At 42.1% G+C, this 17,466-nt stretch carries 14 protein-coding genes and 2 pseudogenes; 6 read left to right on the top strand and 10 right to left on the bottom strand.

The window, feature by feature from the left end:
* Positions 1–8: 8 nt before the first annotated feature.
* The 3 genes from accC to M594_RS08260 are packed head-to-tail and all read left to right on the top strand — an operon-like array spanning position 9 to position 3,043.
* A complete protein-coding gene (gene accC / locus M594_RS08270) occupies positions 9–1,376 on the top strand; it encodes an acetyl-CoA carboxylase biotin carboxylase subunit (protein ID WP_173876520.1) in 1,368 nt (455 codons plus the stop codon).
* A gap of 36 nt (positions 1,377–1,412) precedes the next feature.
* On the top strand, positions 1,413–2,279 hold the full coding sequence (gene accD, locus M594_RS08265) for an acetyl-CoA carboxylase, carboxyltransferase subunit beta (protein ID WP_173876518.1): 867 nt from the start codon (positions 1,413–1,415) through the stop codon (positions 2,277–2,279).
* The gene (locus M594_RS08260) at positions 2,276–3,043 is read left to right on the top strand and encodes an acetyl-CoA carboxylase carboxyl transferase subunit alpha (RefSeq protein WP_173876516.1); all 768 of its coding nucleotides are present in this window, start codon (positions 2,276–2,278) and stop codon (positions 3,041–3,043) included. The genes accD and M594_RS08260 overlap by 4 nt, the downstream gene beginning before the upstream one ends.
* Positions 3,044–3,156: 113 nt before the next feature.
* Here the strand turns inward: M594_RS08260 and nusB are convergent, their stop codons facing one another.
* The 8 genes from nusB to gatC all read right to left on the bottom strand — a co-directional run bounded on the left by nusB (position 3,157) and on the right by gatC (position 10,022).
* Complete coding sequence (gene nusB / locus M594_RS08255; protein WP_173876515.1) at positions 3,157–3,582, bottom strand: transcription antitermination factor NusB; 426 nt, start codon at positions 3,580–3,582, stop codon at positions 3,157–3,159.
* Complete coding sequence (locus M594_RS08250; RefSeq protein ID WP_173876513.1) at positions 3,575–3,964, bottom strand: Asp23/Gls24 family envelope stress response protein; 390 nt, start codon at positions 3,962–3,964, stop codon at positions 3,575–3,577. Before M594_RS08250 ends, nusB begins: the two co-directional genes overlap by 8 nt.
* Before the next feature lie 21 nt (positions 3,965–3,985).
* Complete coding sequence (gene efp, locus M594_RS08245; protein WP_000568643.1) at positions 3,986–4,546, bottom strand: elongation factor P; 561 nt, start codon at positions 4,544–4,546, stop codon at positions 3,986–3,988.
* A gap of 81 nt (positions 4,547–4,627) precedes the next feature.
* Positions 4,628–5,749, bottom strand: a complete 1,122-nt coding sequence (locus tag M594_RS08240; RefSeq protein ID WP_033686480.1) for an SPFH domain-containing protein — start codon at positions 5,747–5,749, stop codon at positions 4,628–4,630.
* A gap of 9 nt (positions 5,750–5,758) precedes the next feature.
* Positions 5,759–6,724: a zinc-ribbon domain-containing transport protein gene (locus M594_RS08235; protein ID WP_173876511.1), complete on the bottom strand. Its 966-nt coding sequence runs from the start codon at positions 6,722–6,724 to the stop codon at positions 5,759–5,761.
* An 87-nt stretch (positions 6,725–6,811) separates the two neighbouring features.
* Positions 6,812–8,254, bottom strand: coding sequence for an Asp-tRNA(Asn)/Glu-tRNA(Gln) amidotransferase subunit GatB (gene gatB / locus M594_RS08230; RefSeq protein ID WP_173876509.1), 1,443 nt, complete (start codon positions 8,252–8,254; stop codon positions 6,812–6,814).
* Positions 8,254–9,720 carry an Asp-tRNA(Asn)/Glu-tRNA(Gln) amidotransferase subunit GatA gene (gene gatA, locus M594_RS08225; protein WP_173876508.1) on the bottom strand — a complete coding sequence of 489 codons (1,467 nt, stop codon included), beginning with the start codon at positions 9,718–9,720 and terminating at the stop codon, positions 8,254–8,256. The genes gatB and gatA overlap by 1 nt, the downstream gene beginning before the upstream one ends.
* Positions 9,720–10,022 (bottom strand): Asp-tRNA(Asn)/Glu-tRNA(Gln) amidotransferase subunit GatC, encoded by a 303-nt coding sequence (gatC, locus tag M594_RS08220; protein ID WP_173876506.1) that lies wholly within the window; start codon positions 10,020–10,022, stop codon positions 9,720–9,722. The genes gatA and gatC overlap by 1 nt, the downstream gene beginning before the upstream one ends.
* Positions 10,023–10,234: 212 nt before the next feature.
* On the opposite strand from gatC, the gene M594_RS08215 reads away from it, so the two are divergent.
* Positions 10,235–11,779 carry a peptide chain release factor 3 gene (locus M594_RS08215; protein ID WP_173876504.1) on the top strand — a complete coding sequence of 515 codons (1,545 nt, stop codon included), beginning with the start codon at positions 10,235–10,237 and terminating at the stop codon, positions 11,777–11,779.
* A gap of 730 nt (positions 11,780–12,509) precedes the next feature.
* Positions 12,510–12,704 (top strand): annotated as a pseudogene (locus M594_RS10175) (accessory Sec-dependent serine-rich glycoprotein adhesin); the annotation flags it as partial.
* Between the two features lie 62 nt (positions 12,705–12,766).
* On the opposite strand, the gene M594_RS10155 reads toward M594_RS10175, so the two are convergent.
* Both M594_RS10155 and M594_RS10150 read right to left on the bottom strand, forming a co-directional pair.
* The gene (locus M594_RS10155) at positions 12,767–13,048 is read right to left on the bottom strand and encodes a hypothetical protein (protein WP_254597144.1); all 282 of its coding nucleotides are present in this window, start codon (positions 13,046–13,048) and stop codon (positions 12,767–12,769) included.
* A gap of 195 nt (positions 13,049–13,243) precedes the next feature.
* Complete coding sequence (locus tag M594_RS10150; RefSeq protein WP_254597143.1) at positions 13,244–13,528, bottom strand: hypothetical protein; 285 nt, start codon at positions 13,526–13,528, stop codon at positions 13,244–13,246.
* Positions 13,529–13,580: 52 nt separating this feature from the next.
* Here M594_RS10150 and M594_RS10255 point away from each other — a divergent pair.
* Positions 13,581–17,411, top strand: a pseudogene (locus M594_RS10255) (Rib/alpha-like domain-containing protein); the annotation flags it as partial.
* Positions 17,412–17,466 lie beyond the last annotated feature (55 nt).

The following is a 17,466-nucleotide window of genomic DNA, read 5'->3' as shown; positions in this document are numbered from 1 at the left end:
GGTTCTCCATGTTTCGAAAAATTTTAATTGCCAATCGTGGTGAAATTGCGGTTCGTATTATCCGTGCGGCGCGTGAATTGGGGATTGCGACGGTGGCGGTTTATTCGACTGCCGATAAGGAAGCCCTTCATACGCTTTTGGCAGATGAAGCAGTTTGTATCGGTCCTGGTAAGGCAACAGAGTCTTATCTTAATATTAACGCGGTTCTATCAGCCGCAGTTTTGACTGAGGCAGAAGCTATTCACCCAGGTTTTGGATTTCTCAGTGAAAATTCCAAATTTGCTACCATGTGTGAAGAAGTTGGTATCAAGTTTATCGGTCCATCTGGTCATGTCATGGATATGATGGGTGACAAAATCAATGCGCGTGCCCAGATGATCAAAGCTGGTGTGCCTGTCATACCAGGTTCAGATGGAGAAGTGCATAACTCTGAAGAAGCTTTGATTGTTGCTGAAAAAATTGGCTATCCTGTTATGCTCAAGGCTTCAGCAGGTGGAGGCGGTAAAGGGATTCGTAAGGTTGAAAAACCAGAAGACCTCGTTTCAGCCTTTGAAACTGCCTCTAGTGAAGCCAAGGCCAATTATGGCAATGGTGCCATGTACATAGAACGGGTTATCTATCCAGCTCGTCACATCGAGGTTCAAATCCTAGGAGATGAGCATGGACATGTGATTCACTTGGGGGAACGGGATTGTTCTCTTCAACGGAATAACCAAAAGGTTTTGGAAGAAAGTCCTTCGATTGCAATCGGAAAAACGTTGCGTAATGAAATCGGTGCTGCTGCTGTTCGAGCAGCAGAGTCTGTTGGCTATGAGAATGCAGGGACCATTGAGTTTCTCCTTGATGAAGCAAGTGGCAATTTCTACTTCATGGAGATGAATACTCGTGTACAAGTAGAACATCCAGTAACAGAATTTGTTTCAGGCGTTGATATCGTTAAGGAACAGATTCGCATTGCGGCAGGTCAGCCTCTGTCTGTTAGGCAAGAAGATATTGTCCTACGCGGTCATGCTATCGAGTGTCGTATTAATGCAGAAAATCCATCCTTCAATTTTGCTCCAAGTCCAGGTAAGATTACCAATCTCTATCTGCCAAGTGGAGGAGTTGGCTTACGCGTGGATTCAGCAGTTTATCCAGGCTATACCATTCCGCCTTATTATGATAGTATGATTGCCAAAATCATCGTACACGGCGAAAATCGTTTTGACGCCTTGATGAAAATGCAACGTGCCCTCTATGAACTAGAGATAGAGGGGGTGCAGACCAATGCAGATTTCCAGCTTGACCTCATTTCAGATAGCAATGTCATTGCTGGAGATTATGATACTTCCTTCTTGATGGAAACCTTCTTACCTAAATATCAAGAAAAAGAATAAAATGACTTCAAGAGTTTAAACCGAAAAGGGGAATCAATGGCTCTATTTAGTAAAAAAGATAAGTATATTCGAATCAATCCCAATCGTTCGGTTAGGGAAAAACCTCAAGCTAAGCCAGAGGTTCCAGATGAATTATTCTCCCAGTGTCCAGGCTGTAAGCATACTATTTATCAGAAGGATCTGGGAAGTGAGCGTATCTGTCCACACTGTAGTTACACCTTTCGTATTTCTGCCCAAGAACGCTTGGCTTTGACGATTGATATGGGAACCTTCAAGGAATTGTTTTCAGGGATTGAAAGCAAGGATCCCTTGCATTTCCCTGGTTATCAAAAGAAACTAGCAGCTATGCGTGAAAAAACAGGTCTAGATGAAGCTGTTGTGACAGGAACTGCTCTTATTAAAGGTCAGACTGTGGCTCTTGGGATTATGGACTCCAACTTTATCATGGCATCTATGGGTACGGTTGTAGGGGAGAAAATCACTCGCTTGTTTGAGTATGCGACTGCTGAACAGTTGCCAGTTGTTCTCTTCACAGCATCTGGTGGAGCTCGTATGCAGGAAGGAATCATGAGTCTCATGCAGATGGCCAAGATCTCTGCAGCAGTTAAACGACATTCAAATGCTGGTCTCTTTTATCTGACCATTTTGACAGATCCAACGACAGGTGGAGTAACAGCTTCTTTCGCTATGGAAGGAGATATTATTCTAGCTGAACCACAGAGTTTGGTTGGTTTTGCTGGGCGTCGTGTGATTGAAAATACGGTTCGTGAAAACTTGCCTGAGGATTTCCAAAAGGCAGAATTCCTACTGGAGCATGGCTTTGTGGATGCTATTGTCAAAAGAAGAGACTTGCCAGATACCATTGCCAGCCTAGTCAGATTGCATGGAGGGAGTCCTAGATGAATATTGCAAAAATAGTCAGAGAAGCGCGTGAGCAGAGCCGCTTGACAACTTTGGACTTTGCGGCAGGCATTTTTGATGAATTTATCCAATTACACGGTGACCGTTCTTTTCGTGACGATGGTGCAGTTGTTGGTGGTATCGGCTGGCTTGGAGACCAAGCTGTAACAGTGGTTGGTATCCAAAAAGGCAAGAGCTTGCAAGATAACCTTAAACGGAATTTTGGCCAACCTCATCCAGAAGGCTACCGTAAGGCCCTACGTTTGATGAAACAGGCTGAAAAATTTGGCCGTCCAGTTGTGACCTTTATCAATACAGCAGGTGCCTATCCTGGTGTCGGCGCGGAAGAACGTGGTCAAGGTGAAGCTATCGCTCGCAATCTCATGGAAATGAGTGACTTGAAAGTTCCTATTATCGCCATCATTATCGGTGAAGGTGGTTCAGGTGGGGCTTTGGCTCTAGCAGTCGCAGACCGTGTCTGGATGCTGGAAAATTCTATCTATGCCATTCTCAGCCCAGAAGGCTTTGCTTCCGTTTTATGGAAGGATGGCACTCGTGCCATGGAAGCGGCAGAACTGATGAAAATCACTTCACATGAATTGTTAGAAATGGACGTGGTGGATAAGGTGATTTCTGAAGCAGGACTTTCTAGTAAAGAACTGATTAAGAGTGTAAAAAAAGAACTCCAAACTGAGCTAGCCATGCTTTCACAAAAACCGTTAGAAGCGTTGTTGGAAGAGCGTTATCAACGATTTAGAAAATACTAATACCTCAGAATACATAAAAACTAGAACTGGCAGTCAGTTCTAGTTTTTATGTGATTCTTACTCTGTATCAAGGAAGAAGTAAAAGGTGCTTGGAAAACCAAACACCTTTTCGATTATTCATTTTCTTCAGTTACAAATTGACTAAGCAGTCCATTGATAAAACGGGCTGATTTTTGATCTGAAAAATTCTTAGCAAGTTCAATGGCTTCATTGACTGCTACCAGCTGAGGTGTATCAAATGATGTGATTTCAAAGATTCCCAAGCGTAGTAAGTTTTTTTCGACCAAGGTCAAGCGTTCAACTGTCCAGCCTGACTTGAGGTGCTGGTTGATTTGTTTATCCAACTCGTTTTTTTGAGCTTGAACGCCAGAAACCAAGTTCAGAAGAAAGGCAGGAATTTGCACATCTGCATCTTCACGGTCATGCGTGTAGGCAAAGTGACAAGCTGTTTCCACATCTGTCCCGAATTCAAGGCTCATGAGGGCTTGAAAAGCGCATTTACGAAGTTCACGTCTAGATTCTAATAATGGACTAGTCATTGAGGAAGTCCTCGTTAAATAGATCTTTCAACTCAGGTTTTGGTGTTTTATCTGGAACGATTCCTGCAACATGGATGTTAACAGCAGAAAGTTCCACATCAGCCATATCACGAACAGCATCTTTGACTGCTTTTTGAATAGTAAGAGCAACTTTTGGTACCTTCACACCGTACTCAAGATAGAGATAGATATCAGCTGTCAGCTCTTCTTCGATATTTTTAAGATAAACGCCACGACCTAGAGAAAATTTTGATAGGGTATCAGATACGGATTTATTTGAAAATGAGTGGACACCCTCAACTTTAGCAGTTGCGATGGCAATGATTTTTTCAAGTACACGTGGAGCGATAACGATTTCGCCAAATTGTTCTTCAATTCCCATAGAATGACCTCTTTCTAGAGATTAGGCACGAGAAACGTAAGTTCCTTCTGCAGTGTTGATGATCAATTTTTGTCCAGCTTCGATGAAGTCGGGAACGTTGACAACAAGTCCAGTTTCCATAGTTGCTGGTTTACCAGAACCTGTAACAGTAGCACCTTTGATAGATGGTTGTGTTTCAGCGACTGTCAATTCAACAGTAGTTGGTACAGTTACACCGATTACTTCAGTTCCGTAGAATTGAATTTTCACATCAGAGTTTTCAAGGATGTAAAGCAATTCATTTTCAACATTTACGACTGGGATTTCGTATTGGTCGTAAGTTTCAGTGTTCATGAAGTAGGCAGTTTCATCCATTTTGTACAAGTATTGAGCTGGAACAGTTTCGATAATAGCTTGTTCGAATTTTTCTTCTGGACGGTAGCTTGTGTCAAATGTAGAACCAGTACGGACATCACGCAATTTCATACGCATGATTGTGTTCCCTTTACCTGGTTTGTGGTGGCTAGCTTCCAAAACGCGGATTAATTTTCCGTCTGCAGTTTCAAATGTCATACCAGCTTTCAATTTGCTTGCTTCAATCATGTTTTTACCTCTTTAATAAATATTGTTACTCTTTATTGTACCATAAAACGCAATAATTCTCAAATATCAGATTAACTTGAGTTAGTTTACAGGTACGATATTTCCTTCTTCATCTTTGGTTACGAGAACATACTTGCCGTCTACCTCGATGTAAAAGTTCTTACTTGCAGTTTGCCCATTATTTTGAATAGGAGCTTGAGTTTGTTGGTTGAGTTGCCCGCCAAGCGTTTGTCCCAGATTCATTCCCATAATTATGTTCATACCATTGCCATTGCCTTCATTGTTTGCAGCAACGATGAGAGCTTCGTTACGGGCACGACGTTCTTCAATCTCAATCGTATTGTATTTCATAGCGACTAGTTCGCTATCAAGTTTACGAATAATATTCAAGCTTTCTTGGTCATAGCTCAAATCTTCAAGCAGGATATTGGTTGTTTCAATTCCGTAAAGTCCAGTCCATACCTTGTTAACTTCTTGTTTTGCTAGATCGTTGAAAGTATCTTGATTGGCATTAAGACTATAGATATCAACTCGGTTTTCGTTTGTAAATTTGGCGATTGCAATAGCAATTTTAGGAGAGATATTTTGTCTGAGAGTTCCCTGAGCGATATCTTTCAGGGTAAATGCTCTATGATCTTCAATTTGTTGACTGATGGAGCTGACATAAAATAGGACTGGATCAGCAACTTTGATATCAAACAAGCCGTAGAAACGAATATTGAGCAATTGTTGATAGCGTTCACTGAAATACTCTACGGCGTTTTGAGTACCAAATTTATTACCTGCGATGGGTTGCATACGGATAAAGATGATTTCCTGTTGGGTAATGACTTGACCACCAAAAGAGAAGCGGTTTTTGAAATTTTCCCAAGTACCCTTTATACCACCCTTTTCAAGAAGCCAGGCATTATCTTCAGAACGCCATTCGTGGCTACCAGCTTCTAAGACATCGCCAAGGAAGGTTCCGTTGTTGACAAGAATAGCTACATAACCTTGTGGAACAATGACTACAGAACCATCTGTTAAAAGTCCAGTATTTTGGTTGCTTTGTCTAGAAGTGCCGTCAGGATCTTTTGTAAGAAGTTGTCCTTTAATGGCCAAGGCATCAGCTGTTAGGTTATTTGGAAGAACAATAGCTTCTTTAAATTTGCTATCATTGAAACTATTAAGCCCTGAAGATAGGGCGGCACGAATAAATCCCATAATTTCCTCCTAATTATAAAGTTCGTCTTCATCCACAACATCGTAGGTATCGAGTACCCATTGGTTTGGACTGCGTGTTAGATCAGCATCGCAATAGTCACATTTACTGATAGCAGAGATTTTCAATGGGGCACCACAGTTGGGACAGTGGTCACTGATGGCTTCATCACTGACATTTAGTTCAGTTTGACTTCCGTGTTTACGGATAAAGTTCATTTGATAGACTGTAAACAAGTCCTCTTGAGGATCACCTTCGATGACACGTTTGCTTTGGTCTTCAATGACATAGTCCCTGAGTGTAGATGACAAGATCACAACAAGGGTATCGTTACCATCAGGATTTTCGTAGAAATCTTTAATGCGAACATTTTCAACATAGACTTTTTCTAAAACATTAGTTGTTTTCGCCCGGATATGATCTTCGAGTTGTATACTATGTTGGGAATAAAGGCTGGTACTTTCAAGAGAGCGAGCCAAATTCCAATCCTTTTTAGTCCAGGCTGCCTGTAACTGAATATAGACTTCTTTAACCCATGAAGCGAAAGCATCGGCATCAAAGTTTGGATCGCCATATTTAACACGACTAGTAGCTAATGTATTGTGTTCAACTCGACGATGGTTTTGGGGATTATATACAGTAGCGCTACTATAGGATTTTTCTGATGAGCTTTGATTACTTTTATTCTTTAGAACTAAGACAACTACGTAAATACCTATTAAAAAGACTACAATTCCGTACAACTCTTGCTCAGAGTAACTCGAACTATAGGAACCGTCTCCAGAACTGTAGCTACTTCTGTAGGAAGAACTACCGCTATTACTGCTACTGGAACGGCTTCGGCTACCATTTGAACTGGAGCTACTACGGCTAGAGCTACCACTTCGAGAATGTCCTACCCCTGCATCGATGGATTGCATCGGTGTAACGAAAAGGAGTAGTAAACAGGTGGTGAGAAGAGTATATAACTTTTTCATATGTCTCCTAACTATATGAATGCATACTGCAAGCCATCAGAACTGCTAATTTTTTAGCAGTCTTGTGTCAGTTATACTTTAAATGAGTTACTCATTTTTCAACTTCGCTAATTCTTGGGCAAGGAGTTTAAGGGCGACTTGTGGGTTGGCTTGGCCTTTGGTTGCTTTCATGAGGAAGCCTGTGAAGGCCTTGTCTGCGTTGCGTTTGCCTGACTTGAAGTCGGCAACAGCAGCCTCGTTATCGGCGAAGACTTGGTGGATGATTGGAATCAGAATATCTGGATCTGAGATTTGAACCATGCCTGCTTTTTCCACGTATTCACGCGCTCCACCGCCATTTTTAGCAAGGTGGACAAAGACTTTCTTGGCAATCTTAGAAGAAATAGTGCCGTCTTCGATGATGGCAATCATTTCAACCAAGTTTTCTGGTGTCAATTCGATTTGTTCCAGTGTCTTGCCTTCAGCGTTCAAGAACTGAGCAACCTCACCTTGGAGCCAGTTTGAGACTTGCTTAGCATCGCCACCGAGGGCAACAGCTTTCTCAAAGAAGTCAGAAGTAACTTTATTTGCAGTCAACTGGCTGGCATCATAGTCTGACAAGCCAAGGTCAGCTACATAGCGAACACGGCGTTCTTTTGGAAACTCTGGTAACTCTGTACGCATTTCCTCAATCCACTCGTCTGAGATTTCAAAGAGAGGTAGGTCTGGTTCTGGGAAGTAGCGGTAGTCTGCAGCCCCTTCCTTGACACGCATGAGGATAGTTGCTTTGTTAGCTTCATCGTAACGGCGTGTTTCTTGGCGAATTTGACCACCTGAGCGAAGGATTTCAGCCTGACGTTGCACTTCGTATTCAAGACCCTTACGAACGTTTGAGAAGGAGTTGAGGTTCTTCAACTCAGTTTTGGTACCGAATTTCTCTTGACCATACGGACGAAGAGAGATATTGGCATCCACACGCATAGACCCTTCTTCCATCTTAACGTCAGAAATGCCAGCGTACTGGATAACTTCCTTGAGGGCTGTTAGATAAGCGTAGGCTTCTTCTGGTGAGCGCATGTCGGCTTCAGAGACAATCTCAATCAATGGCACCCCTTGGCGGTTGAGGTCTACATAAGAGTAGCCATCTGTACCGTGGGTGTTTTTACCAGCGTCTTCCTCTAGGTGGGCACGTTCGATACCGATTTTCTTAGTCGTACCGTCTTCTAGCTCGACTTCAATCCAGCCGTTATAACCGATTGGCTCATCAAACTGAGAAATTTGGTAGGCTTTGGGATTATCAGGATAGAAGTAGTTCTTGCGGTCAAAGTGCATCTTTTTGTGGATGTCCATGTTGAGGGCAAGAGCAGCTTTGATACCGGCATCAACAACACCTTTATTAAGAACTGGCAGAACTCCTGGGAAAGACCAGTCAATCACGTTAGTGTTGGCATTTTGGTCATTTCCAAAGTGGGCAGAAGTGGGTGAGAAGATTTTTGAATTGGTGTTGAGCTCTACGTGGACTTCAAGTCCAATGACTGTTTCAAAGTTCATTAGTTATCACCTCCAAAAATCACGGGTTGTTGTTTGTGGTAGTCTGTTGTCGCCTCAAAAGCAGCAGCAGCTTGGTAAATAGTTTCCTCAGAATACTTAGGACCGATCAATTGGAGACCGACAGGTAGACCTTGAGAGAATCCAGCAGGAATCGAAATCCCTGGAAGTCCTGCCAAGTTGACTGGAATGGTCAAGAGGTCAGCCAAGTACATGGCAACTGGGTCATGGTTGAGTGAGTCCAAGTCATAGGCAACACTTGGAGCAGTTGGACCCAAAATCAAGTCGTAATCCGCGAAGACTTTTTCGAAATCTTGAATGATGAGTGTACGAACCTGACCAGCCTTCTTGTAGTAGGCATCGTAGTAACCTGATGAAAGACTGAAAGTGCCTAGCATGATACGACGTTTCACTTCTTCACCAAAACCTTGGCTACGACTGTTTACATAGATTTCATCAAGGTTGGTTGCATCTTCTGCGCGGTAGCCGTAACGGATACCGTCAAAACGTTGCAAGTTTGATGAAGCTTCTGATGAAGCGATGATGTAGTAAACGGCAACACCGTATTTAGAGTGAGGAAGGCTGACTTCTTCAACGATGGCACCAAGTTTTTCAAAGTGTTTAGCCGCATTAAGAATGGCTTCCTTAACCTCTGGGTCAATTCCTTCACCAAGATATTCTTTAGGCAAAGCGATTTTCATGCCCTTGATGTCATGCCCGATTTTTGAGGTAAAGTCGGCAATGCGGACAGGAGCAGAAGTCGAGTCTTTAGCATCTTCGCTTGCAATAGCGTTGAGCAAGAGGGCATTCTCCTTAACAGTAGGAGCAAAAGGTCCAATTTGGTCCAATGAGCTACCAAAGGCAATGAGACCGAAACGAGAAACCGTTCCGTAGGTTGGTTTGAGACCAACGATCCCATTGAAGGCAGCTGGTTGGCGGATGGAGCCACCAGTATCAGAACCAAGTGACAAGCGAACTTGCCCTGAGGCTACAGCTGCGGCAGAACCACTTGATGAACCACCAGGAACCTTGGTATGGTCCCATGCATTTTTAGTAGCACCATAGTAAGAAGTTTCACCAGAACCACCCATGGCAAATTCGTCCATGTTGGTTTTTCCGACGACAATCATGCCTTTTGATTTAGCATTTGATACAGCTGTCGCATCAAAGATAGGTTCGTAGTTGTAGAGCATTTTTGAGGCAGCAGTTGTGAGGATACCGTCAGTAGAGATGTTATCCTTAACGGCAAGTGGAATTCCTGAAAGGACATTATCAGCGTCAATTCCAGCTTCATCAATGGCTTTGGCTTGAGCAAGAGCCTGCTCTTCAGCGATGGTAACAAAAGCGTTGATAGCTGTCTCGCGAGACTTGATATCTTCAAGCGTTGCTTGTGTTAATTCGGTTGCAGAAATTTCCTTAGAAACAAGGAGATTGTGCAAGTCTTCAATGGTTTTATTGTTAAAAGTCATTAGGCATCTCCTCCATCGTCTAGGATAGCTGGTACCTTGATATAGTAGTTGTCTTTTTCAGGTACATTTTTAAACAAGCGATCGCGATCTGTTCCTTCTTCGGCCACATCAGGGCGGAGTACGGTCTTGCGGTCAGCCATAGTTGTAGTTGGTGCGACACCAGCTGTGTCAACTTCGCCCAGCAATTCAACCATGTCAACAATCTTAGATAAGGTCGTCGCAAAGGCAGCAGTTTCTTCTTCAGAGAATCTTAATTTTGAAAGATTGGCAACGTGTGTTACCTCTTCTTGCGTAATTTTCATCTTGCATCCTTTCGTGAAATGATGATTTTTAGTCTGTTCTATTTTACCATATTTTCCTATAAATAAGGGAGGGGGAAGTGAAAAGAAATAGAAATTGAAAAAAATGCTAAAATCCGATATAATGGAATGTTGAAAGGAATGGTACAATCCAATGTAAAAATCATTCTTAGCTATTGAAAAAAGAAAAATAGAGAATCAAAGAAAGAGAACTTATGAATATTCAAGAAGAAATTAAGAAACGTCGTACCTTTGCTATCATCTCCCACCCTGACGCCGGGAAAACAACCATCACTGAGCAGTTGCTCTACTTTGGGGGCGAGATTCGTGAAGCTGGTACCGTAAAAGGAAAGAAAACAGGGACTTTTGCCAAGTCTGACTGGATGGATATCGAGAAACAACGTGGGATTTCGGTGACTTCATCTGTGATGCAGTTTGACTACGATGGTAAGCGCGTGAATATCCTAGACACCCCAGGGCACGAGGACTTCTCAGAAGATACTTATCGTACCTTGATGGCGGTGGATGCTGCGGTCATGGTCGTCGATTCTGCCAAGGGTATCGAGGCCCAAACCAAGAAATTGTTTGAGGTTGTCAAGCACCGTGGGATTCCAGTCTTTACCTTTATGAACAAGCTGGACCGTGATGGCCGTGAGCCACTGGACCTATTGCAAGAACTAGAAGAAGTCCTAGGTATTGCGAGTTATCCGATGAACTGGCCAATCGGGATGGGGAAAGCTTTTGAAGGGCTCTATGACCTCTATAACCAACGCTTGGAACTTTACAAGGGGGATGAGCGTTTTGCTAGCCTAGAAGATGGGGACAAGCTTTTTGGTAGCAATCCTTTCTACGAGCAAGTCAAAGATGATATTGAACTTTTAAATGAAGCTGGAAATGAATTCTCAGAGGAAGCTATCCTTGCTGGAGAATTAACACCTGTCTTTTTCGGTTCAGCTTTGACAAACTTTGGTGTGCAGACCTTCCTTGAAACCTTCCTCAAGTTTGCTCCAGAACCACATGGGCACAAGAAAACAGATGGAGAAATTGTGGATCCTTATGACGAGGATTTCTCAGGATTTGTCTTTAAAATCCAAGCCAACATGGATCCTCGTCACCGTGACCGTATCGCCTTTGTCCGTATCGTATCAGGGGAATTTGAGCGTGGCATGAGTGTCAACCTGCCTCGTACTGGTAAGGGTGCTAAACTTTCAAATGTCACTCAGTTTATGGCGGAAAGTCGTGAGAATGTGACCAATGCCGTGGCAGGTGATATCATCGGTGTTTACGATACCGGTACTTATCAGGTTGGGGACACTTTAACAGTTGGAAAAAACAAGTTTGAATTTGAACCCCTACCAACCTTTACACCTGAAATTTTCATGAAAGTTTCTGCTAAGAATGTCATGAAGCAAAAATCCTTCCATAAGGGGATTGAGCAACTGGTACAAGAAGGAGCCATCCAGCTTTATAAGAATTACCAAACAGGCGAGTACATGCTGGGAGCTGTCGGTCAACTCCAGTTTGAAGTCTTTAAACACCGCATGGAAGGCGAGTACAACGCTGAAGTAGTTATGAGCCCAATGGGTAAAAAGACCGTTCGTTGGATCAAGCCTGAGGACTTGGATGAACGGATGTCGTCAAGCCGAAATATCTTGGCTAAAGACCGTTTCGACCAACCAGTCTTTCTCTTTGAAAATGACTTTGCCCTCCGCTGGTTTGCGGACAAGTATCCAGACGTAGAGTTGGAAGAGAAGATGTAGATCGCCAAAGTTACTTAGATTGTTACACAATCAAGTAACTAACGCCAAGTTTCTATGGAACTTGGCTAGGCGCTCCACTAGTAAAGTTTTACGAATATTATCGATTCGTAAAACTTTACGTCGTGATTGGTAGAAAGTTGCCTACCTGCCTGCCTCACTAACTGAGTTTTACAAATGGAATTGATTTGTAAAACTCAGTGTCGTAATCTAATAATAGGTAACCGCTATGGCGGTCTACCTAAACGCTTCACTAGTAAAAGTCCGCGAATGATATTGATTCGTGGATTTTTCCGTCGTAACTGCTAGTGAGTGGTCTAGCTAACTTCGTTTGTAAATAGAATCGATTTGCCAAACTCCGTGTAGTGGCTTAAAAATCGGTGACTGCTGTGAATGTCATGATTCACAGCTTTTTTGATTCGAAAATATTACAACATAACAATTATGAAAAGGTGAGTTTGTTGATGGTATGAGCATTGTTATAGTTTTATTTTTATAATATGAATTTATAGAAAGAAAGCATAAAAAGTGGATTGAATTTTGTTTTAGGTAATTTTATGAGTGTAATATGTAAGGATGATTTGGGACAATCTATACAAGTTAGTTTGAAGCATCGTATTATATAAAAATATATTAAGATGCTTGACTATCGTTTGCACTTGGGGTATACTATAAAAGTATGATTAAAATCGGGTGGATTGTCCACTTATGGTATGTAACGAAAGGGTAAAACATGTTTTTTAGACGTCAGAAAGGTAAGTATAGAGAAACGGACCGTGTGACGCGGTATAAGTTGATCAAATCAGGAAAACATTGGTTGCGAGCTTCAACCTCTCTTTTTGGTTTGTTCAAGGTCTTGCGGGGTGGTGTAGACACGACTCAAGTCATGACAGAAGTAGTAGAGGATAAAGTAAATCCGTCTATTACAGGTCTGGATATTATCAAGGGACTTGCTGCCACAGGGGCTGTTTTAGGGGGTACTGTTGCTACTCAAACAAAAGTGTTTGCAAATGAAACAGTAGCTGTGGAAAAAACACTGGAAAATCCAGATCTTTTGGTTACAAATGATACAGTAGTTTTGGGTACGACATCTCTAAGTAACTCGGAAAATTCTGCTAGCTTGTCTACTTCTGTAAGCGCAAGCGCTTCGATGTCAGAATCTGTATCTAAGAGTTCGTCAGCCAGTGCTTCGACGAGTACTTCTGCAAGTACCTCTGCAAGTACCTCAGCCAGTACTTCTAATAGTGCTTCGACAAGTGCATCTGTCAGCACCTCTACTAGTATCAGTCAATCAACAAGTAAGCCGAGTAGTTTTTCTTTAGCGTCAACTTTATCAGGTGAACAGAGCACATCTGCTACAGCAACTGAGCGAGATGCTTCTGTATCAACAGAATCAACTAGCCTTAAAATCGATTCTGCTCTACTGAAGGCAACTGAAATTGATGGGAAGGTTAGTGCAAGTGCTGCTCAATCAACTTCTACCATGACTAGTATCGTAGGAGTTACTGCTGGAGCCATCGCAACTTCCGAAGTTTCTGCTAAACAAAATGAAGAAAATCGTAAGAAGTTAACCAAGCTTTCAGCTGAAATAGGTGAATACTTAGCGAAAGCTGCTGGTTTGCCAAACACTGATTCTGCAATTACTAAGGTAAATGCAGCAGTGACAGCTATTGAAAAAGCTTTGACAGATCCAACGAGTGACTGGACAGAGGTGGTGCAAAAAGCTACCTTGGCTCGTAATTCTATTGTCAATGCTGTTTTAAGAGCGCAATCAGGCGCGCGTGATGCCCGTAATGGTAAAGCAATGTTGCGCGGTGCTTCTCTTCGTGCGAGTTGGGCTCCTATTCAGAATGACGGACGTATGAATGTAAGTAGTCCAACTGCTACTTTTGATAAGGCTACTGGTATCGCGACATACACCATGAATGTCCATGCTGATAGTGCCTTGAGTCATGTCGGTGTAAAAATCGAAGTAGGCAAAGGTGGACATGTCCAAAGTGCGACCTTTAACGGTAGTGCAATGGAAAAAACATATACACATGGTTTAGAGGCGGGTTATAGTTATCGTCATGGCCAAAACAGGAACTTAGAGGGACAAGTTGTAGTAAGGGTTAAATACGATAATAATGTTCCGACTGCGACTGCGAATATGCAGGTTCAAGTAAGTTCTGCTCCTATTTATGAAAATACTCCAGGGAATGGTTCGGCAGTTCAATCAGCAAGTGTTCCAACAGGGTATAGACAACAAACTCCAACGGAAACGAATACCAACTCAAAATTACGTTTTAATGTAACTCCTTATAAGGAAGTCTTTAATGGAGATGTTATTGATGATCCTGTGGGACTACAGGGTACTGGTGTTCGTATTAAATATTTTAATATTGAGAATCGTAATGTAATTCCTGGGGTGGGTTATGCAGGCCCTAATAATAATCAATACTTAGGGAATGCTAACGTAACAGCTCGAATTCAGGGAACAATTGGTGGAAACGATGCGTCAGCAGAAGTAGGAAAAACATATATTTACCGCTTCGTCGGAACTGATAATTCTGGTGCCCAAGCTGCTGCTAATGTAGGCTACTATATTAAAGGTTTCAACGAACGTCATGATATCCAAAGTGGCGATACTGTTCAGGTTTCTGATTTGAACCATTTGACACCTGATGAAGTTAAGGAAGTTTATAATAATTTTGTTGGAAAACAATCAAACTTAGTTGATTTATCTAAAAATGGAGATCTTGCTCCAAATATTGCTCAAGCAAGTCAAACGACCAATCCAGATGGTAGCTTTACGCTATCTTACCCTGGTACCAAATCTAAAATTGACGTTGCAACAGATGGTACTATCACGGTTACTTATCGTGACGGTTCTACTAGTGTCATCAATGCTTCTTTAGAGAAGGAAAAAATACCTCCAGTAACAACCGTTACTGTGACCCGTAATGGTAAACCTCTAGCTGCAGAAACAGGACCAATAGCAGGAGGTAAATATTACTATATCTATGCGGGTGATGATTTCACAGTTGATATGACTGCGACTGATAACAAGGGCAAGTTGAGAGAATTTAAACTTGTTCCAGAATCAGACAATTTCAGACCTGCTTCTGACTTGGCTGACAATATCTTTAAAGATTCAAAATATGGTACGGGGACAGTTGCTTCCCTGTCAGATCCTAATGGTGAAATCGTTGCGACTGAATCTAGTCCAGCTCGAATTACTGTTACAGGACACATGAAGGATGATTTGGCATTTGCTAATGGGAATCATTGGCGCAGAAATGCTGTCGCAACAGATAAGGCTGGTAACTATACTCAAGCTGGGGATGCAAATACAGGAAACTTCTTTATTAAGCAACGTGCTTTGAATGAGCGTTATAAGCATGAATCAGAATTTACAATAAAAAATCCTGAGTTCACGCCTGTTGTAGATAAGAATAATCTCACGGAGCCTGAGAAGAATGATGTTAAGGCTGCTATCTATGCCAAAAATGATAAGACAACTTACCGTATCCAGGATATCGAAGTTCAGGCCGATGGTACAGCGACGATTATTTACAAAGATGGTACGCGTAGCGATCCAATTCCACAGTCAGTAACAGTCAACGAACGTCCTAAGTTAGTTATTCCTTATGACAATCCGGCAACGAAAGAAATCTATCTATACCGCAACGAACCGGTCAATATTACCCTAAAAGCGACGGATGACTCTGGAAAAATCAATTCATTGAAATTGACGACGACATCTGGAGCTGCGGATGGTAGTGCTTCTAACTATGGTGGCTTTACTGGTGTCACTCGTTCAAATCCAATCACTTCTACGACAAACCAAGACAATGCTACTATTACTTTGACAGGCACCCTAAATAAAAGCCTGCAAAAAGGGGCATTTACTGAACGTAAACTCGTAACTACGGATAACCAGAATACATCAAATAGTACTGATAATAACGAAGGTTATATCAAGTTTGTTGTCAAGGATCAAACGGATAAGTATAATGCCGTAGCTAAAGTAGATACCATTTATACCTATGCGGGTGAAACAGTAGCGGATTTGGGAAATCCAGCGGATTTGGGAAAAGCAGCTAATTTTGTTCAGCTTGAAGGTGGAAAAGCTTTACCTGCGGGTGCGACAGTTAGATGGTTGAATCCGATTAACAATTCGACTACTGGAACAAAGAGTGCCGTTGCGCGTGTTACCTATTCGGATGGTTCAACCGATGATGTAACGGTCAACTATAAGGTTTTAGCTACGATTGCTCCTAAAGGACCGGTGAATGATATCCAAGGTACAGCTCCTCATAATGGAACAGATTTGCATAATTATGTGACTAAGCAAGGAGACGATGCCTACCCAGATGGAGTTAGTAAAACTTGGAGAAAAAATGGTCAGGCTGTTTCAAGTTCACCGATTAGCACAGCAGAAACAGGTCGACACAACTACCAAGTGACCTTTACTTATCCTGTTGGTCGTATGGGTGCGGGAGACGCTGTTAAATTAAATAAGACCGTTGATGTTGTTCATGATGTCTATAAGTTTGAATCAGACCGTTCTTATGTTTTCACGCAAAACAAGACGGATGAAGCTGGTTATAAACAAGCTGTAGCCAATCCTAAAGAAGCGGTTACAAGAGTAACAGGAACTCCAGATTTTAACGCAACAAACACTAAATACACGTGGGTTGGTGGTGCGCCGTCACTTACGACAGTTGGAACATTTACCAAGCAAGTGGAGGTAGAGTTACCTGCAGACTCAACGGGTGTCAAAGTTAAACAAAACGTCCCTGTTACTGTGAAAGTAAATCCACAAGCACCAGCTATCTCAGTAGATTCTACTAATGAAACGGGTGGTTTGCCAAATCGTTCGATCGTTGTTACGAATGTAACGCCTGGAGCTCTTGTAACCTTGACTTTAGCAGGCCATACGTTCGAGAAGAGAGCTAAGGCCAATGAAACAAGTGTGACATTTGAACCTACTGACCTGAAAAAAGCTTACGACGGCAATAACGGTCTTCTTCCGACAGGTGATGTAACAGCTAAATCTACAGTTGCTGGTCTGAATTCAGAAGTAACGACAAGTAGGATTACTCCTGAACGTGTGAAACCAACAATTACTTATACTGTAACAGTAAATGGTCAAGAGCCTAAGAGAGATGGCAATGGTCGCTATTTGTTCTATGCTGGAGATAAAATCCAGATTACTTATACAGGTAAAGATAACAGTGGTAAGTTAGTCACCTTAAAGGTTTCTGGTAATAGAAAAGATTTGACAGATTTCTTCGAAAACACACCTGAGTGGGGAACTGGTCCTATCACAAATATTATCAATACTTTAACCAATGATGACCAGACCACATTTACTATTAATGCGGTTGCTAATAAAGATCTTGCGTGGAAATCAGGGAACACCTGGGGACGTTGGCTCACTGCTACAGATCCTAGTGGCAACACTGTTGATGTAGGAGAAATTCGAATTCAGCAAGATCAGTTGCAAAACTTGTTTAAGAAGCCTGCTATTAATCTGACAGAAGTTAAGGATAAAAATCACTTAACAGAAACTGATAAGGAAAACGTTCGTGAAGAAATAAGAAAAGCTCATGATAAAGTGACTCCAAACGGTCGGGATCGTATTTCTAGTATTGACGTAAGTGAGAATGGTGTTGCAACAGTTTATTATAAAGATAATGCTAAAG

The organism is Streptococcus mitis (assembly GCF_013305725.1).
GTDB lineage: Bacteria > Bacillota > Bacilli > Lactobacillales > Streptococcaceae > Streptococcus > Streptococcus mitis_BO.
The sequence above is the reverse complement of the archived record's forward strand: the minus strand, read 5'-3'. Positions and strand labels throughout refer to the sequence as shown.